The sequence below is a fragment of the Enterobacter sp. Acro-832 genome (assembly GCF_011752745.1).
Classification (GTDB): Bacteria; Pseudomonadota; Gammaproteobacteria; order Enterobacterales; family Enterobacteriaceae; genus Enterobacter; species Enterobacter quasiroggenkampii.
On sequence record NZ_VWWX01000003.1, the window covers coordinates 535162 to 555127 of the forward strand.

The 19966-nt window shown below is 57.9% G+C and carries 21 protein-coding genes; 17 read left to right on the plus strand and 4 right to left on the minus strand.

Going from position 1 to position 19966, the window contains the following annotated elements:
* Position 1 precedes the first annotated feature (1 nt).
* The 3 genes from cysJ to cysH all read left to right on the plus strand — a co-directional run bounded on the left by cysJ (position 2) and on the right by cysH (position 4330).
* The gene (gene cysJ, locus F3J31_RS13975) at positions 2-1807 is read left to right on the plus strand and encodes an NADPH-dependent assimilatory sulfite reductase flavoprotein subunit (protein WP_167213679.1); all 1806 of its coding nucleotides are present in this window, start codon (positions 2-4) and stop codon (positions 1805-1807) included.
* Complete coding sequence (gene cysI / locus F3J31_RS13980; protein ID WP_167213682.1) at positions 1807-3519, plus strand: assimilatory sulfite reductase (NADPH) hemoprotein subunit; 1713 nt, start codon at positions 1807-1809, stop codon at positions 3517-3519. Before cysJ ends, cysI begins: the two co-directional genes overlap by 1 nt.
* Before the next feature lie 76 nt (positions 3520-3595).
* Positions 3596-4330 (plus strand): phosphoadenosine phosphosulfate reductase, encoded by a 735-nt coding sequence (gene cysH / locus F3J31_RS13985; RefSeq protein WP_167213685.1) that lies wholly within the window; start codon positions 3596-3598, stop codon positions 4328-4330.
* A gap of 98 nt (positions 4331-4428) precedes the next feature.
* On the opposite strand, the gene F3J31_RS13990 is transcribed toward cysH, so the two are convergent.
* Positions 4429-5472, minus strand: coding sequence for an aminopeptidase (locus F3J31_RS13990; RefSeq protein WP_048029216.1), 1044 nt, complete (start codon positions 5470-5472; stop codon positions 4429-4431).
* 246 nt (positions 5473-5718) lie between these two features.
* On the opposite strand from F3J31_RS13990, the gene cysG reads away from it, so the two are divergent.
* The 13 genes from cysG (at position 5719) to rpoS (ending at position 16798) form a co-directional block, all read left to right on the plus strand.
* Positions 5719-7068 (plus strand): siroheme synthase CysG, encoded by a 1350-nt coding sequence (cysG, locus tag F3J31_RS13995; protein ID WP_167213899.1) that lies wholly within the window; start codon positions 5719-5721, stop codon positions 7066-7068.
* Positions 7069-7077: 9 nt separating this feature from the next.
* Entirely contained in the window at positions 7078-7986 is a 909-nt protein-coding gene (gene cysD / locus F3J31_RS14000; protein WP_006811770.1) for a sulfate adenylyltransferase subunit CysD, read from the plus strand.
* A gap of 9 nt (positions 7987-7995) precedes the next feature.
* On the plus strand, positions 7996-9420 hold the full coding sequence (gene cysN, locus F3J31_RS14005) for a sulfate adenylyltransferase subunit CysN (protein ID WP_167213688.1): 1425 nt from the start codon (positions 7996-7998) through the stop codon (positions 9418-9420).
* Entirely contained in the window at positions 9420-10025 is a 606-nt protein-coding gene (cysC, locus tag F3J31_RS14010) for an adenylyl-sulfate kinase (protein ID WP_021241908.1), read from the plus strand. Before cysN ends, cysC begins: the two co-directional genes overlap by 1 nt.
* A 58-nt stretch (positions 10026-10083) precedes the next feature.
* On the plus strand, positions 10084-10410 hold the full coding sequence (locus F3J31_RS14015; RefSeq protein ID WP_008499610.1) for a DUF3561 family protein: 327 nt from the start codon (positions 10084-10086) through the stop codon (positions 10408-10410).
* Positions 10411-10576: 166 nt separating this feature from the next.
* The gene (gene ftsB, locus F3J31_RS14020; RefSeq protein WP_008499609.1) at positions 10577-10888 is read left to right on the plus strand and encodes a cell division protein FtsB; all 312 of its coding nucleotides are present in this window, start codon (positions 10577-10579) and stop codon (positions 10886-10888) included.
* A gap of 19 nt (positions 10889-10907) precedes the next feature.
* The gene (gene ispD, locus F3J31_RS14025) at positions 10908-11618 is read left to right on the plus strand and encodes a 2-C-methyl-D-erythritol 4-phosphate cytidylyltransferase (protein ID WP_048029219.1); all 711 of its coding nucleotides are present in this window, start codon (positions 10908-10910) and stop codon (positions 11616-11618) included.
* Positions 11618-12097, plus strand: a complete 480-nt coding sequence (gene ispF, locus F3J31_RS14030; protein ID WP_008499607.1) for a 2-C-methyl-D-erythritol 2,4-cyclodiphosphate synthase — start codon at positions 11618-11620, stop codon at positions 12095-12097. Before ispD ends, ispF begins: the two co-directional genes overlap by 1 nt.
* A complete protein-coding gene (truD, locus tag F3J31_RS14035; protein WP_104950218.1) occupies positions 12094-13143 on the plus strand; it encodes a tRNA pseudouridine(13) synthase TruD in 1050 nt (349 codons plus the stop codon). The genes ispF and truD overlap by 4 nt, the downstream gene beginning before the upstream one ends.
* Positions 13124-13885 (plus strand): 5'/3'-nucleotidase SurE, encoded by a 762-nt coding sequence (surE, locus tag F3J31_RS14040; protein ID WP_021241911.1) that lies wholly within the window; start codon positions 13124-13126, stop codon positions 13883-13885. Before truD ends, surE begins: the two co-directional genes overlap by 20 nt.
* Complete coding sequence (locus F3J31_RS14045) at positions 13879-14505, plus strand: protein-L-isoaspartate(D-aspartate) O-methyltransferase (RefSeq protein WP_167213691.1); 627 nt, start codon at positions 13879-13881, stop codon at positions 14503-14505. The genes surE and F3J31_RS14045 overlap by 7 nt, the downstream gene beginning before the upstream one ends.
* A 116-nt stretch (positions 14506-14621) precedes the next feature.
* Entirely contained in the window at positions 14622-15746 is a 1125-nt protein-coding gene (nlpD, locus tag F3J31_RS14050; RefSeq protein ID WP_008499601.1) for a murein hydrolase activator NlpD, read from the plus strand.
* Between the two features lie 59 nt (positions 15747-15805).
* Positions 15806-16798 carry an RNA polymerase sigma factor RpoS gene (gene rpoS, locus F3J31_RS14055; RefSeq protein ID WP_008499600.1) on the plus strand — a complete coding sequence of 331 codons (993 nt, stop codon included), beginning with the start codon at positions 15806-15808 and terminating at the stop codon, positions 16796-16798.
* Positions 16799-16850: 52 nt separating this feature from the next.
* On the opposite strand, the gene F3J31_RS14060 is transcribed toward rpoS, so the two are convergent.
* Positions 16851-17231 carry a DUF4440 domain-containing protein gene (locus F3J31_RS14060; protein ID WP_048224621.1) on the minus strand — a complete coding sequence of 127 codons (381 nt, stop codon included), beginning with the start codon at positions 17229-17231 and terminating at the stop codon, positions 16851-16853.
* Complete coding sequence (locus F3J31_RS14065; protein ID WP_167213694.1) at positions 17228-18430, minus strand: MFS transporter; 1203 nt, start codon at positions 18428-18430, stop codon at positions 17228-17230. The genes F3J31_RS14060 and F3J31_RS14065 overlap by 4 nt, the downstream gene beginning before the upstream one ends.
* A 108-nt stretch (positions 18431-18538) precedes the next feature.
* On the opposite strand from F3J31_RS14065, the gene F3J31_RS14070 reads away from it, so the two are divergent.
* Positions 18539-19426, plus strand: a complete 888-nt coding sequence (locus F3J31_RS14070) for a LysR family transcriptional regulator (RefSeq protein ID WP_167213902.1) — start codon at positions 18539-18541, stop codon at positions 19424-19426.
* On the opposite strand, the gene F3J31_RS14075 is transcribed toward F3J31_RS14070, so the two are convergent.
* The gene (locus tag F3J31_RS14075; RefSeq protein ID WP_023294441.1) at positions 19423-19830 is read right to left on the minus strand and encodes a MarR family transcriptional regulator; all 408 of its coding nucleotides are present in this window, start codon (positions 19828-19830) and stop codon (positions 19423-19425) included. The two genes, F3J31_RS14070 and F3J31_RS14075, sit on opposite strands and share 4 nt — an antisense overlap.
* Positions 19831-19966: the final 136 nt, after the last annotated feature.

Sequence of the window (19966 nt, forward strand, 5' to 3'; positions counted from 1 at the left end):
CATGACAACACAGGCCCCACCTTCAAATTTGCTTCCCCTGAACCCGGAGCAACTGGCGCGCCTTCAGGCTGCCACCTCTGATTTTTCTCCCACTCAGCTTGCCTGGGTCTCCGGTTATTTCTGGGGAATGCTCAATCAGCAGCCTGGCGCTGTGGCGGGTGCTCCGGCCACGGCCGTTGAAATTCCGGCCATTACCCTGATTTCCGCCTCGCAGACGGGCAATGCCCGCCGCGTGGCCGAAGCACTGCGCGACGACCTGCTGGCCGCGAAACTGAACGTGAACCTGGTCAACGCCGGGGATTACAAATTTAAGCAAATCGCGTCAGAAAAACTGCTGGTGGTGGTTGCCTCTACGCAGGGTGAAGGTGAACCCGCTGAAGAAGCGGTGGCGCTGCATAAGTTCCTGTTCTCGAAAAAAGCGCCGAAGCTGGATGGCACGGCGTTTGCCGTCTTTGGCCTGGGTGATACTTCCTATGAATTCTTCTGCCAGTCCGGCAAAGACTTCGACAGCAAGCTGGCGGAGCTGGGCGCGGAGCGCCTGCTGGACCGCGTTGACGCGGATGTTGAATACCAGGCCGCCGCCGCCGAATGGCGCGCCCGCATCGTTGAGGTGCTAAAAGCGCGCGTGCCGAAAGAGACGTCGGCGCAGGCCGCGTTCACCGCGACGGGTGCTGTTAACGACATCCACACCAGCCCGTACACCAAAGAGGCGCCGCTGACGGCGAGCCTGTCGGTGAACCAGAAAATTACCGGCCGCGATTCAGAAAAAGATGTGCGCCATATCGAAATCGATCTGGGCGACTCGGGCCTGCGCTATCAGCCTGGCGATGCGTTGGGCGTCTGGTATCAGAACGATCCGGCGCTGGTGAAAGAGCTGGTTGAGCTGCTGTGGCTGAAAGGCGACGAGCCTGTCACCGTTGACGGTAAAACGCAGCCGCTTTCTGATGCGCTGCAGTGGCATTTTGAGCTGACGGTGAACACCCCGAATATCGTCGAAAATTATGCCACCTTGACGCGCAGCGAATCCCTGCTGCCGCTGGTGGGCGACAAGGCGAAGCTGCAGCATTACGCCGCGACGACGCCGATTGTCGATATGGTGCGCTTCTCTCCGGCTCAGCTGGATGCCGATGCGCTGATCGGTCTGCTGCGTCCGCTCACTCCGCGCCTGTACTCCATTGCCTCTTCCCAAGCTGAAGTGGAGAGTGAAGTGCATATTACCGTCGGCGTGGTGCGCTACGATATCGAGGGCCGCGCCCGCACGGGTGGGGCATCAGGCTTCCTGGCGGATCGCGTGGAAGAAGAGGGCGAAGTGCGCGTCTTTATCGAGCACAACGATAACTTCCGCCTGCCGGCAAACCCGGAAACGCCGGTCATTATGATTGGCCCGGGCACCGGCATTGCGCCGTTCCGCGCCTTCATGCAGCAGCGCGCGGCAGACGGCGCGCCGGGTAAAAACTGGCTGTTCTTTGGCAATCCGCACTTTACCGAAGATTTCCTCTACCAGGTTGAGTGGCAGCGCTATGTGAAAGAAGGCGTACTGACCCGCATCGATCTGGCCTGGTCTCGCGACCAGAAAGAAAAAGTATACGTACAAGACAAACTGCGCGAACAGGGCGCAGAGCTGTGGCGCTGGATCAATGACGGTGCCCACATTTATGTCTGCGGCGACGCCAATCGCATGGCGAAAGACGTTGAGCAGACTTTGCTGGAAGTGATTGCCGAATTCGGCGGTATGGATGCCGAAGCGGCGGACGAATTTTTAAGTGAGCTGCGCGTTGAGCGCCGTTATCAGCGAGATGTCTACTAATGAGCGAAAAACATCCAGGGCCACTGGTGGTCGAAGGTAAACTGACAGACGCCGAGCGCATGAAGCTGGAAAGCAACTATCTGCGTGGCACCATTGCTGAAGATCTGAATGACGGTCTCACCGGCGGTTTCAAAGGCGACAACTTCCTGCTGATCCGTTTCCACGGCATGTATCAGCAGGACGACCGCGACATCCGCGCCGAGCGTGCAGAGCAGAAGCTGGAGCCGCGTCACGCGATGCTGCTGCGCTGCCGTTTGCCGGGCGGGGTGATTACCACCAAACAGTGGCAGGCGATCGACAAGTTTGCCGGTGAAAACACGATCTACGGCAGCATCCGTCTGACCAACCGTCAGACCTTCCAGTTCCACGGCATTCTGAAGAAGAACGTCAAGCCGGTGCACCAGATGCTGCACTCCGTTGGGCTGGACGCGCTGGCGACCGCCAACGACATGAACCGTAACGTGCTCTGCACCTCGAATCCGTATGAGTCCGAGTTGCACGCCGAAGCGTACGAGTGGGCGAAGAAGATCTCCGAGCACCTGCTGCCGCGCACGCGCGCCTATGCAGAGATCTGGCTCGATCAGGAAAAAGTCGCGACCACCGACGAAGAGCCGATCCTCGGTCAGACCTACCTGCCGCGTAAGTTTAAAACCACGGTCGTTATTCCACCGCAGAACGATATCGACCTGCACGCCAACGACATGAACTTCGTGGCGATTGCCGAAAACGGCAAGCTGGTGGGCTTTAACCTGCTGGTGGGCGGCGGCCTGTCCATCGAACACGGTAACAAGAAAACCTACGCCCGTACCGCCAGCGAGTTCGGCTTCCTGCCGCTGGAGCATACGCTGGCCGTGGCGGAAGCGGTGGTGACGACCCAGCGCGACTGGGGTAACCGTACCGACCGTAAAAACGCGAAAACCAAATACACCCTGGAGCGCGTGGGCGTGGAGACGTTCAAAGCGGAAGTGGAGCGTCGCGCGGGCATCAAGTTTGAGCCGATCCGCCCTTACGAATTCACCGGTCGCGGCGATCGCATTGGCTGGGTGAAGGGTATCGACAATAAATGGCACCTGACGCTGTTTATCGAAAACGGCCGTATTCTGGATTATCCGGGGCGTCCGCTGAAAACCTGTCTGCTGGAAATTGCGAAGATCCATAAGGGCGAGTTCCGCATTACGGCTAACCAGAACCTGATCATTGCCGGCGTGCCGGAAAGCCAGAAGGCGAAGATCGAGAAGCTGGCGCGCGAACATGGGTTGATGGATGCGGTGAAGCCGCAGCGCGAAAACTCAATGGCCTGCGTGTCGTTCCCGACCTGCCCGCTGGCGATGGCGGAAGCGGAACGTTTCCTGCCGTCGTTTACCGATAAAGTGGAAGCGATTCTGGAAAAACACGGCATTCCGGACGAGCATATTGTTATGCGCGTCACCGGGTGTCCGAACGGCTGCGGTCGCGCGATGCTGGCCGAGCTCGGACTGGTGGGGAAAGCGCCGGGTCGTTACAACCTGCACCTGGGCGGTAACCGAATCGGTACGCGCATCCCGCGTATGTTCCGCGAGAACATCACCGAGCCGGAAATTCTTGATTCCATCGACGAGCTTGTCGGGCGCTGGGCGAAAGAGCGCGAAGCGGGTGAAGGCTTCGGCGACTTTACGGTGCGTGCGGGCATCATTCGCCCGGTGCTCGATCCCGCCAGGGATTTCTGGGAGTAACATCCCGACGGTTTAACTGGTGTTGTAGGCCGGGCAAACGCAGTGCCGCCCGGCAAAACAGGCAAACGAGGTTCTTATGTCCGTACTCGATCTAAACGCCCTAAATGACCTGCCAAAAGTCGAACGCATTCTGGCGCTGGCAGAAACCAATGCCCACCTTGAAAAGCTGGACGCCGAAGCGCGCGTGGCGTGGGCGCTGGAAAACCTGCCGGGAGAGTATGTGCTCTCGTCGAGCTTTGGTATTCAGGCGGCGGTCAGTCTGCATCTGGTGAATCAGATCCGTCCGGACATTCCGGTGATCCTCACCGACACCGGCTACCTGTTCCCGGAAACCTACCAGTTCATTGACGAGCTGACGGACAAGCTCGGACTGAACCTCAAAGTTTACCGCGCGACGGAGAGCGCGGCCTGGCAGGAGGCGCGCTACGGCAAGCTGTGGGAGCAGGGCGTTGAGGGCATTGAGAAGTACAATGAGATTAACAAAGTTGAGCCGATGAACCGGGCGCTGAAAGAGCTTAATGCGCAGACGTGGTTTGCGGGTCTGCGCCGCGAGCAGTCCGGTAGCCGGGCAACCTTACCGGTGCTGGCGGTGCAGCGCGGGGTCTTTAAAGTGCTGCCGATTATCGACTGGGATAACCGGACTGTGTATCAGTACCTGCAAAAGCACGGGCTGAAATACCATCCGCTGTGGGACCAGGGCTATCTGTCGGTGGGCGATACCCACACCACGCGTAAGTGGGAACCAGGAATGGCGGAAGAAGAGACGCGATTCTTCGGGCTGAAGCGCGAGTGCGGGTTGCACGAAGGGTGATAACCTTTTTGCCCGGTGGCGCTGCGCTTACCGGGCCTACAAAGGCTCGTTCCCTATGTAGGCCCGGTAAGGCGTAGCCGCCACCGGGCTTAACGGCCTCAGGCTTTCCCCGCTTTCGCCAGCTCCTTCACCAGCGGCAGCATCACCTTCACCACATCACGACTGCGGTGCTCAATCCGCTGCGGCAGCGCGCGATCGATGTGCTGCTGATTGTCCAGCATCACGTTGTGCCAGCTCGTCCCGTCCGGGAAGGCCTTCGATTTAGCCCGCTGCTGGTAGCCATCTTTTTTGCCCAGCGCCCAGTTTGTCGCTTCCACGTACAGCACCGGAATGCCCGCCTTATCGAACACTTCCCCGTCGTTGCAGCAGCCTGTGCCTCGCGGATAATCCGGGTTACCGCCAGGGTTGCTGGTGGCATAAACACCATGGCTGCGGGCTATCGCCAGGGCCCGGTCGCGCGTCAGCTTCCGCACGGTACCCGGCGTACTCTGCCCGCTGTTGAAATAGAGCTTGTCGCCGACGATCAGGTTGTCGAGGTTAATCACCAGCAGCGTATTTTTCTTCTCCTCAGCGCTCATGCGCTTAAGGAGATTCTCAGCGCCGAGTTTGCCCTCTTCTTCACCGCTGGTGGCAACAAAACGAATGCCATATTGGGTGGGAATATCTTTCATCCGCTCGGCCAGTTCGAGCATTACGCCGAGGCCTGCGGCATTGTCGTCCATGCCCTGCAGCGTCAGCCCGCCAAGATTATTATCCGTATCGGCGTCACTCATCGGGGCGTAGGTATCAAGGTGCGCCATAATAATAATTTGCTCTTTTGCGGTGCCTTCGTGGGCCGCAATCACCGTACTGCCGGTCACGTTATGCCAGTTTTTCGTTTTATTTCGTGAGGTATAGACGTAGCGGCTGTGAAACGAGCGGATATCGCTCTGATAACCCATGTCGGCAAACTGCTGGCGAAGATAGTCTGCGGAGAGCATTTCCGCAGGCGATCCGGTCATGCGCCCGGGGAAAACGGTGGCAATATGCCGCGCCTGCATATTGGCGATTTCACCATAAGGTTGGTTTTTTGCCTGAGCGGGAAGAATAAAGCAAACGCCGAGCGCCAGGGCAGCAATACGGTGGCGCGTTGCGGAAAACATAGTGAGTCCTTAAAAACAGAGCAAAATAGTCACCCGCCTAGTATGAAACTGTGATCGTCCATACACAATTTGAATTGCTCTTAAATGCCCGAAATATCGCGTGTTAAGCACTTTTTGGTATTAGCATTTTTATCGCGTTATTCCATTGAGTAACTACTCATTCCAATTCGTAATTTCATTCGGTCTAAGCCGCCCCCTATAGTCCCTCTATTCCTCGTTGTTAGTGAGTTGTTGCTTGTGGACTATCTGCCCTTATTTGCTGCGATTAAAGAGAAACCGGTGCTGGTTGTTGGCACGGGTGAAATCGCCGATCGCAAAATTGCGTTTCTGCAGCGCGCAGGGGCGCAGGTGCAGGTCGTTGCAGAGGCAGATTTTCACGAGTCACAAATCGATAGCGTCGTGCTGGTGATTGCGGCGACCGAAGATCGTGACCTCAATCGGCGGATCTCCGACGCCGCTCAGGCCCGTTACCGCCTGGTGAACGTGGTGGACGACCAGCCTTTATGCTCGTTTATTTTCCCGTCGATCGTTGACCGCTCGCCGCTGCTGGTGGCGATCTCCTCCGGCGGTACCGCACCGGTGCTGGCACGCGTGCTGCGGGAAAAAATCGAAGCGCTGCTGCCGACCAGCCTCGGGCGTATGGCTGAGAAAGCCAGTTACTGGCGCAACCATCTGAAAACCCGCCTGACCAGCGTGACGGAACGCCGTCGCTTCTGGGAGCGCGTGTTTCGCGGCCGCTTTGCCAGCCTGATGCATGCCGGTAATGAGACAGCGGCGCAGAAAATTCTTGAAGATGAACTGGATAACCCCGGCAGCACCGGCGGGGAGATCATTCTGGTAGGCGCGGGGCCGGGCGATGCCGGGCTTCTGACGCTGCGCGGTCTGCAGGTGCTGCAGGACGCGGACGTGGTGTTCTACGACCATCTGGTCACCGACGGCGTGCGCGAGCTGATCCGTCGTGACGCGGAGCAAATCTGCGTCGGCAAACGGGCAGGCGAGCATTCTGTGCCGCAGCACGACACCAACCAGATGCTGGTTGACGCCGCCAAAGCGGGCAAAACCGTGGTGCGCCTGAAGGGGGGCGATCCGTTTATCTTCGGTCGCGGCGGCGAAGAGCTGCAGGCGGCGGCCGAAGCGGGCATACCGTTCCAGGTGGTGCCCGGCATCACGGCGGCCTCTGCGGTGACGGCTTACGCCGGTATCCCGTTGACCCACCGCGATTACGCCCAGAGCGTCACCTTTGTGACCGGCCACTATAAGGCGGACAGCACGCCGTTTGACTGGTCGCATCTCGCCCAGAGCCGCCAGACGCTGGCGATATACATGGGCACGATGAAGGCGGCGGACATCAGTGAACAGCTTATTCAGCACGGTCGCGAGGCGACGACGCCCATTGCCGTCATTTCTCGCGGCACGCGCGTCGATCAGCACGTTGCGACGGGCACCCTGGAACAGCTTGCAACCCTGGCGAAAGACGCCCCTATGCCCGCCCTGATCGTGGTGGGGGAAGTGGTGCAGCTGCACAGCACGCTCGCCTGGTTTCAGCACACAACCGATACAGAAGGCTTTGGTTCTTCTGTTGTAAATTTGGCTTAAGGAACGGTTATGGACCAAAAACGTCTTACACACCTGCGGCAGCTCGAAGCGGAAAGTATCCATATCATCCGCGAAGTGGCCGCCGAGTTTTCTAACCCGGTGATGATGTACTCCATCGGTAAAGATTCCAGCGTCATGCTGCATCTGGCGCGTAAAGCGTTTTATCCAGGTACGCTGCCGTTCCCGCTGCTGCACGTGGATACCGGCTGGAAATTCCGCGAGATGTACGAGTTCCGCGATCGTACCGCGAAAGCCTACGGCTGCGAACTGCTGGTGCATAAAAACCCGGAAGGGGTGGCGATGGGCATTAACCCGTTCGTGCACGGCAGCGCCAAACACACCGATATCATGAAAACCGAAGGGCTGAAGCAGGCGCTGAACAAATACGGTTTTGATGCGGCCTTCGGCGGCGCGCGTCGTGACGAAGAGAAATCCCGCGCCAAAGAGCGTATCTACTCCTTCCGCGACCGCTTCCACCGCTGGGACCCCAAAAACCAGCGTCCGGAGCTGTGGCACAACTACAACGGCCAGATTAACAAGGGCGAAAGCATCCGCGTCTTCCCGCTCTCCAACTGGACCGAGCTGGATATCTGGCAGTACATCTATCTGGAAAACATCGAGATCGTTCCGCTGTACCTGGCCGCCGAGCGCCCGGTGCTGGAGCGCGACGGCATGCTGATGATGATCGACGACGATCGCATCGACCTGCAGCCGGGCGAAGTGATCAAAAAACAGATGGTCCGTTTCCGCACCCTCGGCTGCTGGCCGCTGACTGGCGCGGTGGAGTCCAGTGCGCAGACGCTGCCGGAGATCATCGAAGAGATGCTGGTGTCGACCACCAGCGAGCGACAGGGGCGCGTGATTGACCGCGACCAGGCAGGCTCCATGGAGCTGAAGAAACGTCAGGGTTATTTCTAAGGAGCCGCCATGAACACCACTATTGCTCAACAAATTGCCAAAGAAGGCGGTGTGGAAGCGTATCTACATGCGCAACAACACAAAAGCCTGCTGCGTTTTCTGACCTGCGGCAGCGTGGATGACGGGAAAAGTACCCTGATTGGCCGCCTGCTGCACGATACGCGCCAGATTTACGAAGATCAGCTCTCTTCCCTGCATAATGACAGTAAGCGTCACGGTACCCAGGGTGAAAAACTGGATCTGGCGCTGCTGGTGGATGGCCTGCAGGCGGAGCGCGAGCAGGGCATCACTATCGACGTGGCCTACCGCTATTTCTCTACCGAGAAGCGCAAATTTATTATCGCCGACACCCCGGGGCACGAACAGTACACCCGCAATATGGCGACCGGCGCGTCGACCTGCGACCTGGCGATCCTGCTGATCGACGCGCGTAAAGGCGTGCTGGATCAGACCCGTCGCCACAGCTTTATCTCCACGCTGCTGGGGATCAAACACCTGGTGGTGGCGGTCAACAAGATGGATCTGGTGAACTTCAGTGAAGAGAAGTTCGAGGAGATCCGCCAGAGCTATCTGACCTTTGCCGAACAGCTGCCGGGCAACCTGGATATCCGCTTTGTGCCGCTCTCGGCGCTGGAAGGGGATAACGTCGCCTCCCAGAGCGCGAACATGCCGTGGTACAGCGGCCCGACGCTGCTGGAAGTGCTGGAGACCGTTGAAATTCAGCGCGTGGTTGAGACTCAGCCGATGCGCTTCCCGGTGCAGTACGTCAACCGTCCAAACCTCGACTTCCGCGGTTTCTCCGGCACCCTTGCGTCAGGCTCTGTGAAGGTCGGTCAGCGCGTCAAGGTGCTGCCATCCGGCGTGGAATCGACCATCGCCCGTATCGTCACCTTCGACGGTGACCTGCAGGAAGCGGGCGCCGGTGAAGCGGTTACGCTGGTGCTGAAAGACGAGATTGATATCAGCCGGGGCGATCTGCTGGTGGACGCGCAGGAAACCCTGGCCGCCGTACAGGGGGCTTCCGTGGATGTGGTGTGGATGGCGGAGCAACCGCTGACGCCGGGCCAGAGCTACGACATCAAAATTGCCGGCAAGAAGACCCGCGCCCGCGTGGACGGTATTCAGTTCCAGGTGGACATCAACAATCTGACCCAGCGCGAAGTTACCGAGCTGCCGCTGAACGGTATTGGTCTGGTCGATCTGACCTTCGACGAACCGCTGGTGCTGGATCCGTATCAGCAGAACCCGGTGACGGGCGGGCTTATCTTTATCGACAGGCTGACCAACGTTACCGTCGGGGCCGGTATGGTACGCGAACCGATTAAACAGGCTGCCGTGGCCTCTGAATTCAGCGCCTTTGAGCTGGAGCTGAACGCGCTGGTGCGTAAACACTTCCCGCACTGGGGCGCGCGCGATCTGCTGGGAGGCAAGTAATGGCCGCCCATGATGAGAACGTCGTCTGGCATCCTCATCCGGTCACCGTCGCCCAGCGCGAACAGCTCCACGGTCACCGTGGGGTTGTGCTGTGGTTTACCGGGCTGTCCGGCTCGGGTAAATCGACGGTGGCGGGCGCGCTGGAAGAGGCATTGCATCAGCAGGGCGTAAGCACGTACCTGCTGGATGGCGACAACGTGCGCCATGGCCTGTGTAGCGATTTAGGGTTCAGCGACGACGACCGCAAAGAGAACATCCGCCGGGTCGGGGAAGTCGCCAGCCTGATGGCCGACGCCGGGCTGGTGGTGCTGACCGCGTTTATCTCTCCCCACCGCGCCGAGCGCCAGATGGTGCGCGAACGCGTCGGTCAGGATCGCTTTATTGAAGTGTTTGTGGATACGCCGCTGGAGGTTTGCGAAGCGCGCGACCCGAAAGGGCTGTACAAAAAAGCGCGTGCCGGAGAACTGCGCAACTTCACCGGAATTGACGCGGTCTACGAAGCGCCTGAATCGCCTGAAATTCACCTGGAGGGTCAACAATTGGTAACAAATTTAGTAAGCCAATTATTAGACCTGCTCAGACGGGACGATATTATCAGATCCTGAGACGGTATCGTTCGGGAGCTGTCTTCCCGAACGATGAGTCACGGTCACAGGACTAGCTATGCGCAACAGTGAACATTACATTACCACCACCGGGTCGGAGCCGCTTGCGACCGACGACGAAACGACCTGGTCATTTCCTGGGGCCATCATTGGCTTCGTCTCATGGTTGCTGGCGCTGGGTATCCCGTTTCTTATCTACGGCGGCAACACGCTGTTCTTCTTTCTCTACACCTGGCCTTTCTTTCTGGCGCTGATGCCCGTGGCGGTTGTCGTCGGCATTGCGCTGCACTCGCTGCTCAATGGCAAGCTGCTCTACAGTACCGTGGTCACGATTGTGACGGTGGTTCTGATGTTTGGTCTGTTATTTTTGTGGCTCATGGGCTAACTTCAGCCATAATTCAAACCGTAACCAACTGTGTAACGATATTGAGCAGGACGATTCTGCGGAAAAAATGTGGTACATTTGCCCGCGATGTTGCGGCATCTCTGTTACCCCGGCGTAGTGCTCTGGGGAAGTCTTGGGATGATGATGCCGTTTTTCAGGGGGCAGGATGGGTAAACTAACGCTGCTGTTGCTGGCTTTGCTAATCTGGCTGCAATATTCGCTGTGGTTCGGTAAGAACGGACTGCACGACTATAGCCGGGTGAGCGATGACGTCGCGGCTCAGCAGGCAACAAACGCCAAACTTAAGGCGCGAAACGATCAACTCTTCGCTGAAATTGATGACCTCAATGGCGGGCAAGAGGCGATTGAGGAACGCGCACGCAATGAACTCAGTATGACTAAGCCGGGCGAAACCTTTTATCGTCTGGTTCCGGATGCGTCTAAACGCAATCAGGGCTCAGCACAAAACAATCGATAATCAGGCCCAGGATTACGACATGGCAGTAACTTTTTCGGACGTATGCGCCGTGGTGCCGGCCGCAGGTTTTGGCCGGCGCATGCAGACAGAATGTCCCAAGCAATACCTCTCTATTGGCGATAAAACGATCCTCGAGCACGCCGTGGCGGCGCTGCTGGCGCACCCGCGGGTGACGCGGGTGATCATCGCTATCAGCCCGGGCGATGCGCGCTTCGCGCAGCTACCGCTGGCAAATCATCCACAGATTACCGTTGTCGATGGCGGTGCCGAGCGCGCCGATTCCGTGCTGGCAGGCATTCAGGCTGCCGGTAACGCGCCGTGGGTACTGGTGCATGACGCGGCGCGTCCGTGCCTGCATCAGGACGATCTCGCTCGCCTGCTGGCGTTGAGCGAAACCAGCAAAGTGGGTGGCATTCTGGCCGCCCCCGTGCGCGACACCATGAAGCGTGCCGAGCCGGGCAAACGGGCTATCGCCCACACCGTCGATCGCGTCGATCTATGGCACGCGCTGACGCCGCAATTTTTCCCCCGCGAATTACTCCATGACTGCTTAACGCGCGCGCTTAACGAAGGTGCGACCATTACGGACGAAGCCTCTGCGCTGGAGTACTGTGGTTTCCACCCAACGCTTGTTGAAGGACGTGCTGATAATATTAAAGTGACGCGTCCGGAAGATTTACAGCTCGCGGAATTTTATCTTACCCGTTTGACCCATCAGGAGAAGGCATAATGCGAATTGGACACGGTTTTGATGTACACGCCTTTGGCGGCGAAGGCCCAATTATCATTGGCGGCGTGCGCATTCCTTATGAAAAAGGGCTGCTGGCGCATTCTGATGGCGACGTGGCGCTGCATGCGCTGACCGACGCGCTGTTGGGCGCGGCCGCACTGGGTGATATCGGCAAGCTGTTCCCGGACACCGACCCGGCGTTTAAAGGGGCAGACAGCCGTGAACTGCTGCGCGAAGCGTGGCGCCGCATCCAGGCGAAAGGCTACACCCTGGGCAACGTCGACGTGACGATTATCGCCCAGGCCCCGAAAATGCTGCCGCACATTCCGCAGATGCGCGTGTTTATCGCAGAAGATCTGGGTTGCCATATGGACGACGTGAACGTCAAAGCGACGACGACCGAGAAGCTGGGCTTCACCGGTCGTGGCGAAGGGATTGCCTGTGAAGCCGTGGCGCTGCTGGTGAAGGCGAGCAAATGACAGACTTCGACAACCTGACATATCTGCATGGCAAACCGCAGGGGAACGGGGTGCTGAAAGCCAGCCCTGAAGATTTCCTCGTGGTCGAGGATCTGGGCTTTGAGCCGGATGGCGAAGGCGAACATATCCTGGTGCGTATTCTGAAAAATGGCTGCAATACCCGCTTTGTGGCCGACGCGCTGGCAAAATTTCTCAAAATTCATGCCCGCGAGGTGAGCTTTGCCGGGCAGAAAGATAAACACGCCGTCACCGAACAGTGGCTCTGCGCGCGCGTTCCCGGCAATACGATGCCTGATTTAAGCAAATTTGAGCTTGAGGGCTGTAAGGTACTGGAATATGCCCGCCACAAGCGCAAACTGCGTCTGGGGGCGTTGAAAGGCAACGCGTTTACGCTGGTGCTGCGCGAAGTGACTGATCGTGAAGACGTTGAAAAACGTCTGAACGCCATCAGTGACCGCGGCGTACCGAACTACTTTGGCGCGCAACGTTTCGGCATTGGCGGCAGCAACCTGCAGGGCGCACTGCGCTGGGCGCAAAGCGACGCGCCGGTGCGGGACAGGAATAAACGCAGTTTTTGGTTGTCGGCGGCCCGCAGTGCGTTGTTTAATCAGATTGTGAGCGAAAGGCTGAAAAAACCGGACGCGAATCAAGTTGTTGTTGGCGATGCGCTACAATTAGCGGGACGCGGAAGCTGGTTTGTGGCAACGGCCGAAGAGATGGCCGATGTCCAGTCGCGCGTGGACGCAAAAGGGCTGCTGATCACCGCCGCGTTGCCTGGCACGGGCGACTGGGGAACCCAAGGGGAGGCCCTGGCCGCAGAGCAGTCAGCCGTGGCGGATGCGCCAGAATTGCAGTCCTTGCTGGTGCGGGAAAAAGTCGATGCGGCACGCCGCGCGATGCTGCTCTATCCGCAGCAGTTAAGCTGGAACTGGTGGGATGACGTGACCGTCGAGTTACGCTTCTGGCTGCCGGCAGGCAGCTTTGCCACCAGTGTTGTCAGGGAACTTATCAACACCTCGGGTGATTATGCGAATATTGCTGAGTAACGATGACGGGATCCACGCGCCAGGCATTCAGACCCTGGCGAAACACCTCCGCGAGTTTGCGGATGTGCAGGTCGTGGCACCCGATCGTAACCGCAGTGGAGCGTCTAACTCGCTGACGCTGGAGTCGTCGCTTCGCACCTTTACCTTTGAAAATGGCGATATTGCCGTACAGATGGGCACGCCAACCGACTGTGTTTTTCTGGGCGTGAACGCGCTGATGCGGCCGCGTCCGGATATCGTCGTCTCCGGCATTAACGCCGGGCCTAACCTCGGCGATGACGTGATTTACTCCGGCACCGTGGCGGCCGCAATGGAAGGACGTCACCTGGGGTTCCCGGCGCTGGCGGTCTCGTTGAACGGCTACACGCACTACGATACCGCCGCCGCGGTGACCTGTTCGATCCTGCGGGCGCTCGGCCGCGAGCCGTTGCGTACCGGACGCATCCTCAATATCAACGTGCCGGATCTTCCTCTTGATGAAATTAAAGGCATCCGCGTCACCCGTTGCGGGAGTCGACATCCTGCCGATCAGGTGATCCCGCAGCAGGATCCGCGCGGCAACACGCTTTACTGGATCGGCCCTCCCGGCGATAAGTGCGATGCGGGTCCGGATACCGACTTTGCCGCCGTGGAGGAAGGCTATGTTTCGGTTACCCCGCTGCACGTAGATTTAACCGCGTATAGCGCGCATGATGTGGTGTCGGGCTGGCTGGATCGCGCAGGAGTGAACGCGCAATGGTAAACAAACGTGTACAAACTCTTCTGGAACAACTACGCGCGCAGGGGATCCGCGACGAGCACGTGCTTGAAGCGCTCGCCCTGGTTCCGCGTGAGAAATTTTTAGACGAGGCGTTTGAACACAAAGCGTGGGAAAACGTGGCGCTGCCCATCGGGCAGGGCCAGACGATTTCGCAGCCTTACATGGTGGCTCGCATGACGGAGCTGCTGGAGCTGACGCCCGACTCCCGCGTGCTGGAGATTGGCACCGGTTCGGGGTATCAGACCGCGATCCTGGCGCATCTGGTGCATCATGTTTGCTCCGTTGAGCGGATCAAAGGTTTACAGTGGCAGGCGCGTCGTCGCCTGAAACAACTTGATTTACATAATGTTTCGACACGACACGGTGATGGATGGCAGGGTTGGAAAGCTCGCGCCCCGTTTGACGCGATCATCGTGACGGCGGCCCCGCCTGAAATTCCAGCAGCCCTGTTGTCGCAGCTGGATGAGGGGGGCATTCTGGTTCTGCCTGTCGGGGACGAGCAGCAGCTGTTGAAGCGCGTTCGTCGGCGCGGCGGCGAGTTTATTATCGACACCGTGGAAGCCGTGCGCTTTGTGCCTCTGGTGAAGGGGGAGTTGGCCTGAGACTCGGAATTATCCAGGGTTATTAAGGCAAATTCAGCGTATGGTGTGGCGCGAAAGATTCGTGCCATCACGGTAAATTTTAAGTCACTGGTAGTTAACACATTCCTGGGGGATAAATGAGCGCGGGAAGCCCTAAATTCACCATCAGCCGTGTTGCGGCATTATCACTGGTTTCGCTCTGGCTGGCAGGCTGTACAAGTTCTAACAACGCGCCTGCGCCCGTCAGTTCCGTCGGCGGAAACAGCGGCTCCGGTAACACGTCCAGCGGAATGTTAATCACGCCGCCACCTAAAATGGGGACGGCTGCGCCGCAGCAAACACCACAAATTCAGCCTGTGCAACATCCTGTTACACAGCCAATGCAGGTTCAGCCAGTTGAACAGCCTGTTCAGACCCAAAATGGCCGCATAGTCTATAACCGCCAGTATGGGAACATTCCGAAAGGCAGCTACACCGGTGGCAGCACCTATACCGTGAAACGCGGCGATACGCTGTTCTACATTGCGTGGATCACCGGGAACGATTTCCGTGACCTCGCGCAGCGCAACAACGTCCAGGCCCCATACGGTCTGGAAGTCGGGCAAACGCTCCAGGTGGGCAACGCGACGGGCACGCCGCTTACGCCTGGCAACACGGTTTCAGCGGCCGATGTGACGGCTCAAAATAACAGCGTTAAGCCTGCACAAAAATCCACCACGGTGGTTGCTTCACAACCTGTAATTACGTATTCTGAGGATTCAGGTGATCAGACTGCTAACAAAATGTTGCCGAATAATAAAGGGACTGCGACTGCTGTCACAGCACCGGTTACGGCACCTGTGGTTAGCTCTACTGAACCGACTGCCAGCAGTATGACCTCCAGTTCGCCGATTTCTGCATGGCGCTGGCCGACTGACGGCAAGGTTATCGAAAACTTCTCTTCCTCCGAAGGGGGAAATAAAGGGATCGATATCGCAGGGAGTAAAGGACAGGCTATCATCGCGACCGCAGATGGACGCGTTGTGTATGCCGGTAACGCTCTGCGCGGTTACGGTAATCTTATTATCATCAAACATAACGATGATTACCTGAGTGCCTACGCCCATAACGACACAATGCTGGTCCGGGAACAACAAGAAGTTAAGGCGGGGCAAAAAATCGCTACCATGGGTAGCACCGGAACCAGTTCTACACGCTTGCATTTTGAAATTCGTTACAAGGGGAAATCCGTAAACCCGCTGCAGTATTTGCCGCAGCGATAATTTGACGGGGCATGCCAGCCAGGGTGTCTCGTTCAGGGATCACGGGTAGGAGCCACCTTATGAGTCAGAATACGCTGAAAGTTCATGATTTAAATGAAGACGCGGAATTTGATGAGAACGGAGTAGAGGCTTTTGACGAAAAAGCCTTAGTAGAAGAGGAACCCAGTGATAACGATTTGGCTGAAGAAGAGCTGTTATCGCAGGGTGCCACACAGCGTGTACTGGACGCGACTCAGCTTTACCTTGGGGAGATTGGTTACTCCCCACTGCTAACGGCCGAAGAAGAAGTCTATTTCGCACGTCGTGCTTTGCGTGGTGATGTCGCCTCGCGTCGTCGCATGATTGAAAGTAACCTGCGACTGGTCGTGAAAATTGCCCGCCGTTACGGCAATCGTGGTCTGGCTCTGCTGGATCTGATTGAAGAGGGCAACTTAGGTCTCATCCGCGCAGTTGAGAAGTTTGACCCGGAACGCGGGTTCCGTTTCTCAACCTACGCGACCTGGTGGATTCGTCAGACCATCGAACGGGCTATTATGAACCAGACCCGTACGATCCGCCTGCCGATCCATATCGTCAAAGAGTTGAACGTCTATCTGCGCACCGCACGCGAGTTGTCCCATAAGCTGGACCACGAGCCAAGCGCAGAAGAGATTGCCGAACAACTCGATAAACCGGTTGATGACGTAAGCCGTATGCTGCGTCTCAACGAGCGCATTACCTCCGTTGACACCCCGCTGGGTGGCGACTCCGAAAAAGCGCTGCTGGACATCCTGGCCGATGAAAAAGATAACGGTCCGGAAGACACCACGCAGGACGATGACATGAAACAGAGCATCGTCAAATGGCTGTTCGAACTGAACGCCAAACAGCGTGAAGTGCTGGCACGTCGTTTCGGTTTATTGGGGTATGAAGCTGCGACACTGGAAGACGTCGGCCGTGAAATTGGCCTGACCCGTGAACGTGTTCGTCAGATTCAGGTTGAAGGTCTGCGCCGCCTGCGTGAAATCCTGCAGGGGCAAGGTCTGAATATCGAAGCGCTGTTCCGCGAATAAGCAACCTTTCGTCAAAAAAGGCCCGTCGTGAGACGGGCCTTTTTCTTTTGTGTTACGGCTGTGCCGCCGTCTCGTGCAGCAGACGCCACGTTATTTTGTCGCCTTCCTGACTGAGCACTGCGGTCGACCAGCGCACGTTGACGGGCAGGTCTGGACGGGTTTGCGTCTCCCGGTAGTGAAGCACAGCACCCCGTTCGCCGCTTTGGATCGTGGTTAATTCGTCAATGACAATTTTCAGCCCGGGACGGCTTCCGCGCTGTTTTTCCAGAAAACTGGCCAGGCCGCTATAGTCGATCTGCACACCGCCCGGCGGGATCATCAGAAAATCGGGACGGAAACGGGCGAGCAGGGCGTCGGGATCGCCTTCACCTTTGCCTAACCAGTCTTCAAGCGCAATGTGGAGGTCGATAATGTCGTGTTCGAAAGGCGTCATGAATTCTCCTGTCGCAGCGGGTTTAGCACCTGCGTATTGTTAAGACGAAAAACGTACAGTACAGGCAGCAAGGTCATGCCTGCAGCAAAAATAAACATCCCGTGCCAGGCGGCGTGAGGTGTCAGCCACGCCTGCGCCAGGTTCAGCACCTGCGCAAGCAGCAGGGCACCGGCAAAAAAGCTCAGCTGACGATTGAGATTCCACAGCGCGCTGGCATCCGGCATCTCGTCCCGGCGCATTGTCAGAAACGCGCTGCTCTGAGCCGTACTGCTGCACAGGCTTCCTCCCGCGCCCATCAGGGTAAACGCGACGGCAGGCAACAGCATTGACGAGCTGACGTCAATCAAAAGCAGAATACCCGCCGCCTGCAACAGGCAGCCGATGACGATCAGCGGCCGGGGGCCGATACGGTTAAAATAACGTCCCGTCGCCGTGATGGCGAGAAACGATGCCACAGACCACGGCAGCATGAGCATTCCCGTTGCTGCTGGGCTCATGTTCGCCTCGTGCTGAAGATAAAACATGCCCGTGACGTTCACCCCAATAAATATGCCGGGGACGCATAAATAGACAAGCATGGAAAAACGCAAAAGCGGGTCCGCGAGCAAGGTCAGGTTTAGCAGTCTGGCCGCGTTCATCGTGGGTTTTTCGTCTTTAAGCCACAGACAGGCCAGAATAAAGGTCACGATAGCCAGCGGGAGAGTGGCGAAAAAGATCCATCGCCAGCCCAGCGTCTGCACCAGCACGCCGCCGATAGCCGGGGAGCAGGCCGGGGCAAGCAACGCAACCAGCATCACCGCTGAGGAGAGTCGGGCCCGCTCGTGCGGCCTGAACTGTTGCCAGGTCAGCGCCTGTCCGACCGGGATCAGTAAGCCTCCTCCTACGCCCTGAAGCACTCGCCAGGCGATCAGACTCTCAAGCGTTGCCGACGTGCCTGCCGCAGCAGAGGCGGCACTGAACAGAAAAAGCGAAAACAGGATGACGCGCTTTGGCCCGATGCGGCGCGTGAGCACGCTGCTGAACGGGATCACCAGCGTCAGTCCGGCAATATACCCGTTACTGACCCAGGCAAGCGCAGAAGGCGTGGCAGTAAAGGCGTGAGCCATTGCCGGAAAGGCGACGCTGGCAATAAACATGTTGATCAAATCAAGAAAAAAGCCCAGCAGATAGACAACGGCAATTTTGCTGCGATACGTCATGGTGGATCCTCCGGTGAGGTGGCGTATCGTATCGGCTCGGGAATCACGGATAAACCTGACAAAGCGCGATATACTGTCAAAAATATTTTGACAGTATCGGGCGTGATGATGATTAACCTACAGCGGACGCAGATGTTTGTCGCAGTGGCCGACACCGGCAGTTTTACGGCGGCCGCCGAGGCGATGGGGCTGACAAAAGCGGTCGTCAGCTTCAATATTCGCCAGCTTGAAGATGAGCTGGGCGTTACGCTGCTGCTGCGCTCCACCCGCCGCCTGACGTTAACCGAGGCGGGCGCGCTGTTTCATCAGCGCAGCGTGGCGCTTCTGAAGGACGCCGAACGGCTGCAGGAAGATGTCCGCGCGAACCATGCGGGGCTCACCGGCGAACTGCGGATCACGACCACGCCTGAATATGGCGCCCGGGTCGTGGTGCCGCTGCTGGCCAGATTTAGCCACCAACACCCGGATCTTCGCGTACGACATGCTTCGTCGTCACTGCATGCTGACCTTATCTCGGAGCGCTTTGACGTGGCCATCCGGCTGGGGACGCTTGTCGATTCGCGCAACCATGCCGCACTGATTTCTCACTTTTCTATTCTCCCCGTCGCAACGCCCGAGTGGCTTGCGCGAAACCCGATCGACTCGCTTGCGCAACTGTCGCAAGCCGACTGGATCATCCACGAGCGCCTGGCCTCGCCGCTGCGCTGGCAGGTGAAAGATGCCAGCGGTGTGCCTGACATGCTGGAGATAAAAAAAGCGCCGCGTTTGTTTGCTGACAGCGCTCAGTCGCTAATGGCTTTTGCGCTCGCAGGCGGTGGCGTGGCGTTACTGCCGGAATGGCTGGTGCGCGATGCGCTTGATGCGGGAACGCTGGTGACGGTTTTACCGGGGTATACCTTTGCGCGGCAGGGGATCTATGCGGTCTATCCTGATGCCCGGCATGTGTCAGCGAAAGTGCGCACCTTTATCGATTTTATGCGCACCAGCGTGAATTAATCGTGCATCATCTTTTTGATGAGAGCCGAGAACTGCTCCCGCTCGGCCTTGTTTAGACGGCCTAAAAAGGCCTCATCAACCTCATTGCCTACCGGCTTACAGTCTGCAAGCAGGGCCTCACCTTCTGGTGTGAGGAAGACAAAGCGACGGCGCTTATCCGCAGGGTCGTGCTCGCGTTTGACCAGCCCACGCGCCTCCATGCGGCTGAGCATTTCCGCCAGGGTCGCTTTCGTGCTGACCGCGACTTCAGTCAATGCCACCTGTTCGATGCCTGGATGCTCGGCAATGGAGCGCATCACCGCATACTGCGGCTTGGTCAGCTCCGGTAATGCATGTTGCCACTGGGCGGTATGCTGTTGAAAAAGCTGACGTAACAGGTGGAACGCCTCTTGTCTTAGTTCCATGAACACTCCGACGGAAAAAATCTCCCTCTATGATAGCCGCTCTTGCTCTGGATTTTAACGCGGCATTTTTTAGCAATTCGTGTGATCGTATGCGAACAATCTTGTCAGGAAATCGATCCGGGAGTAGTTTACTCAT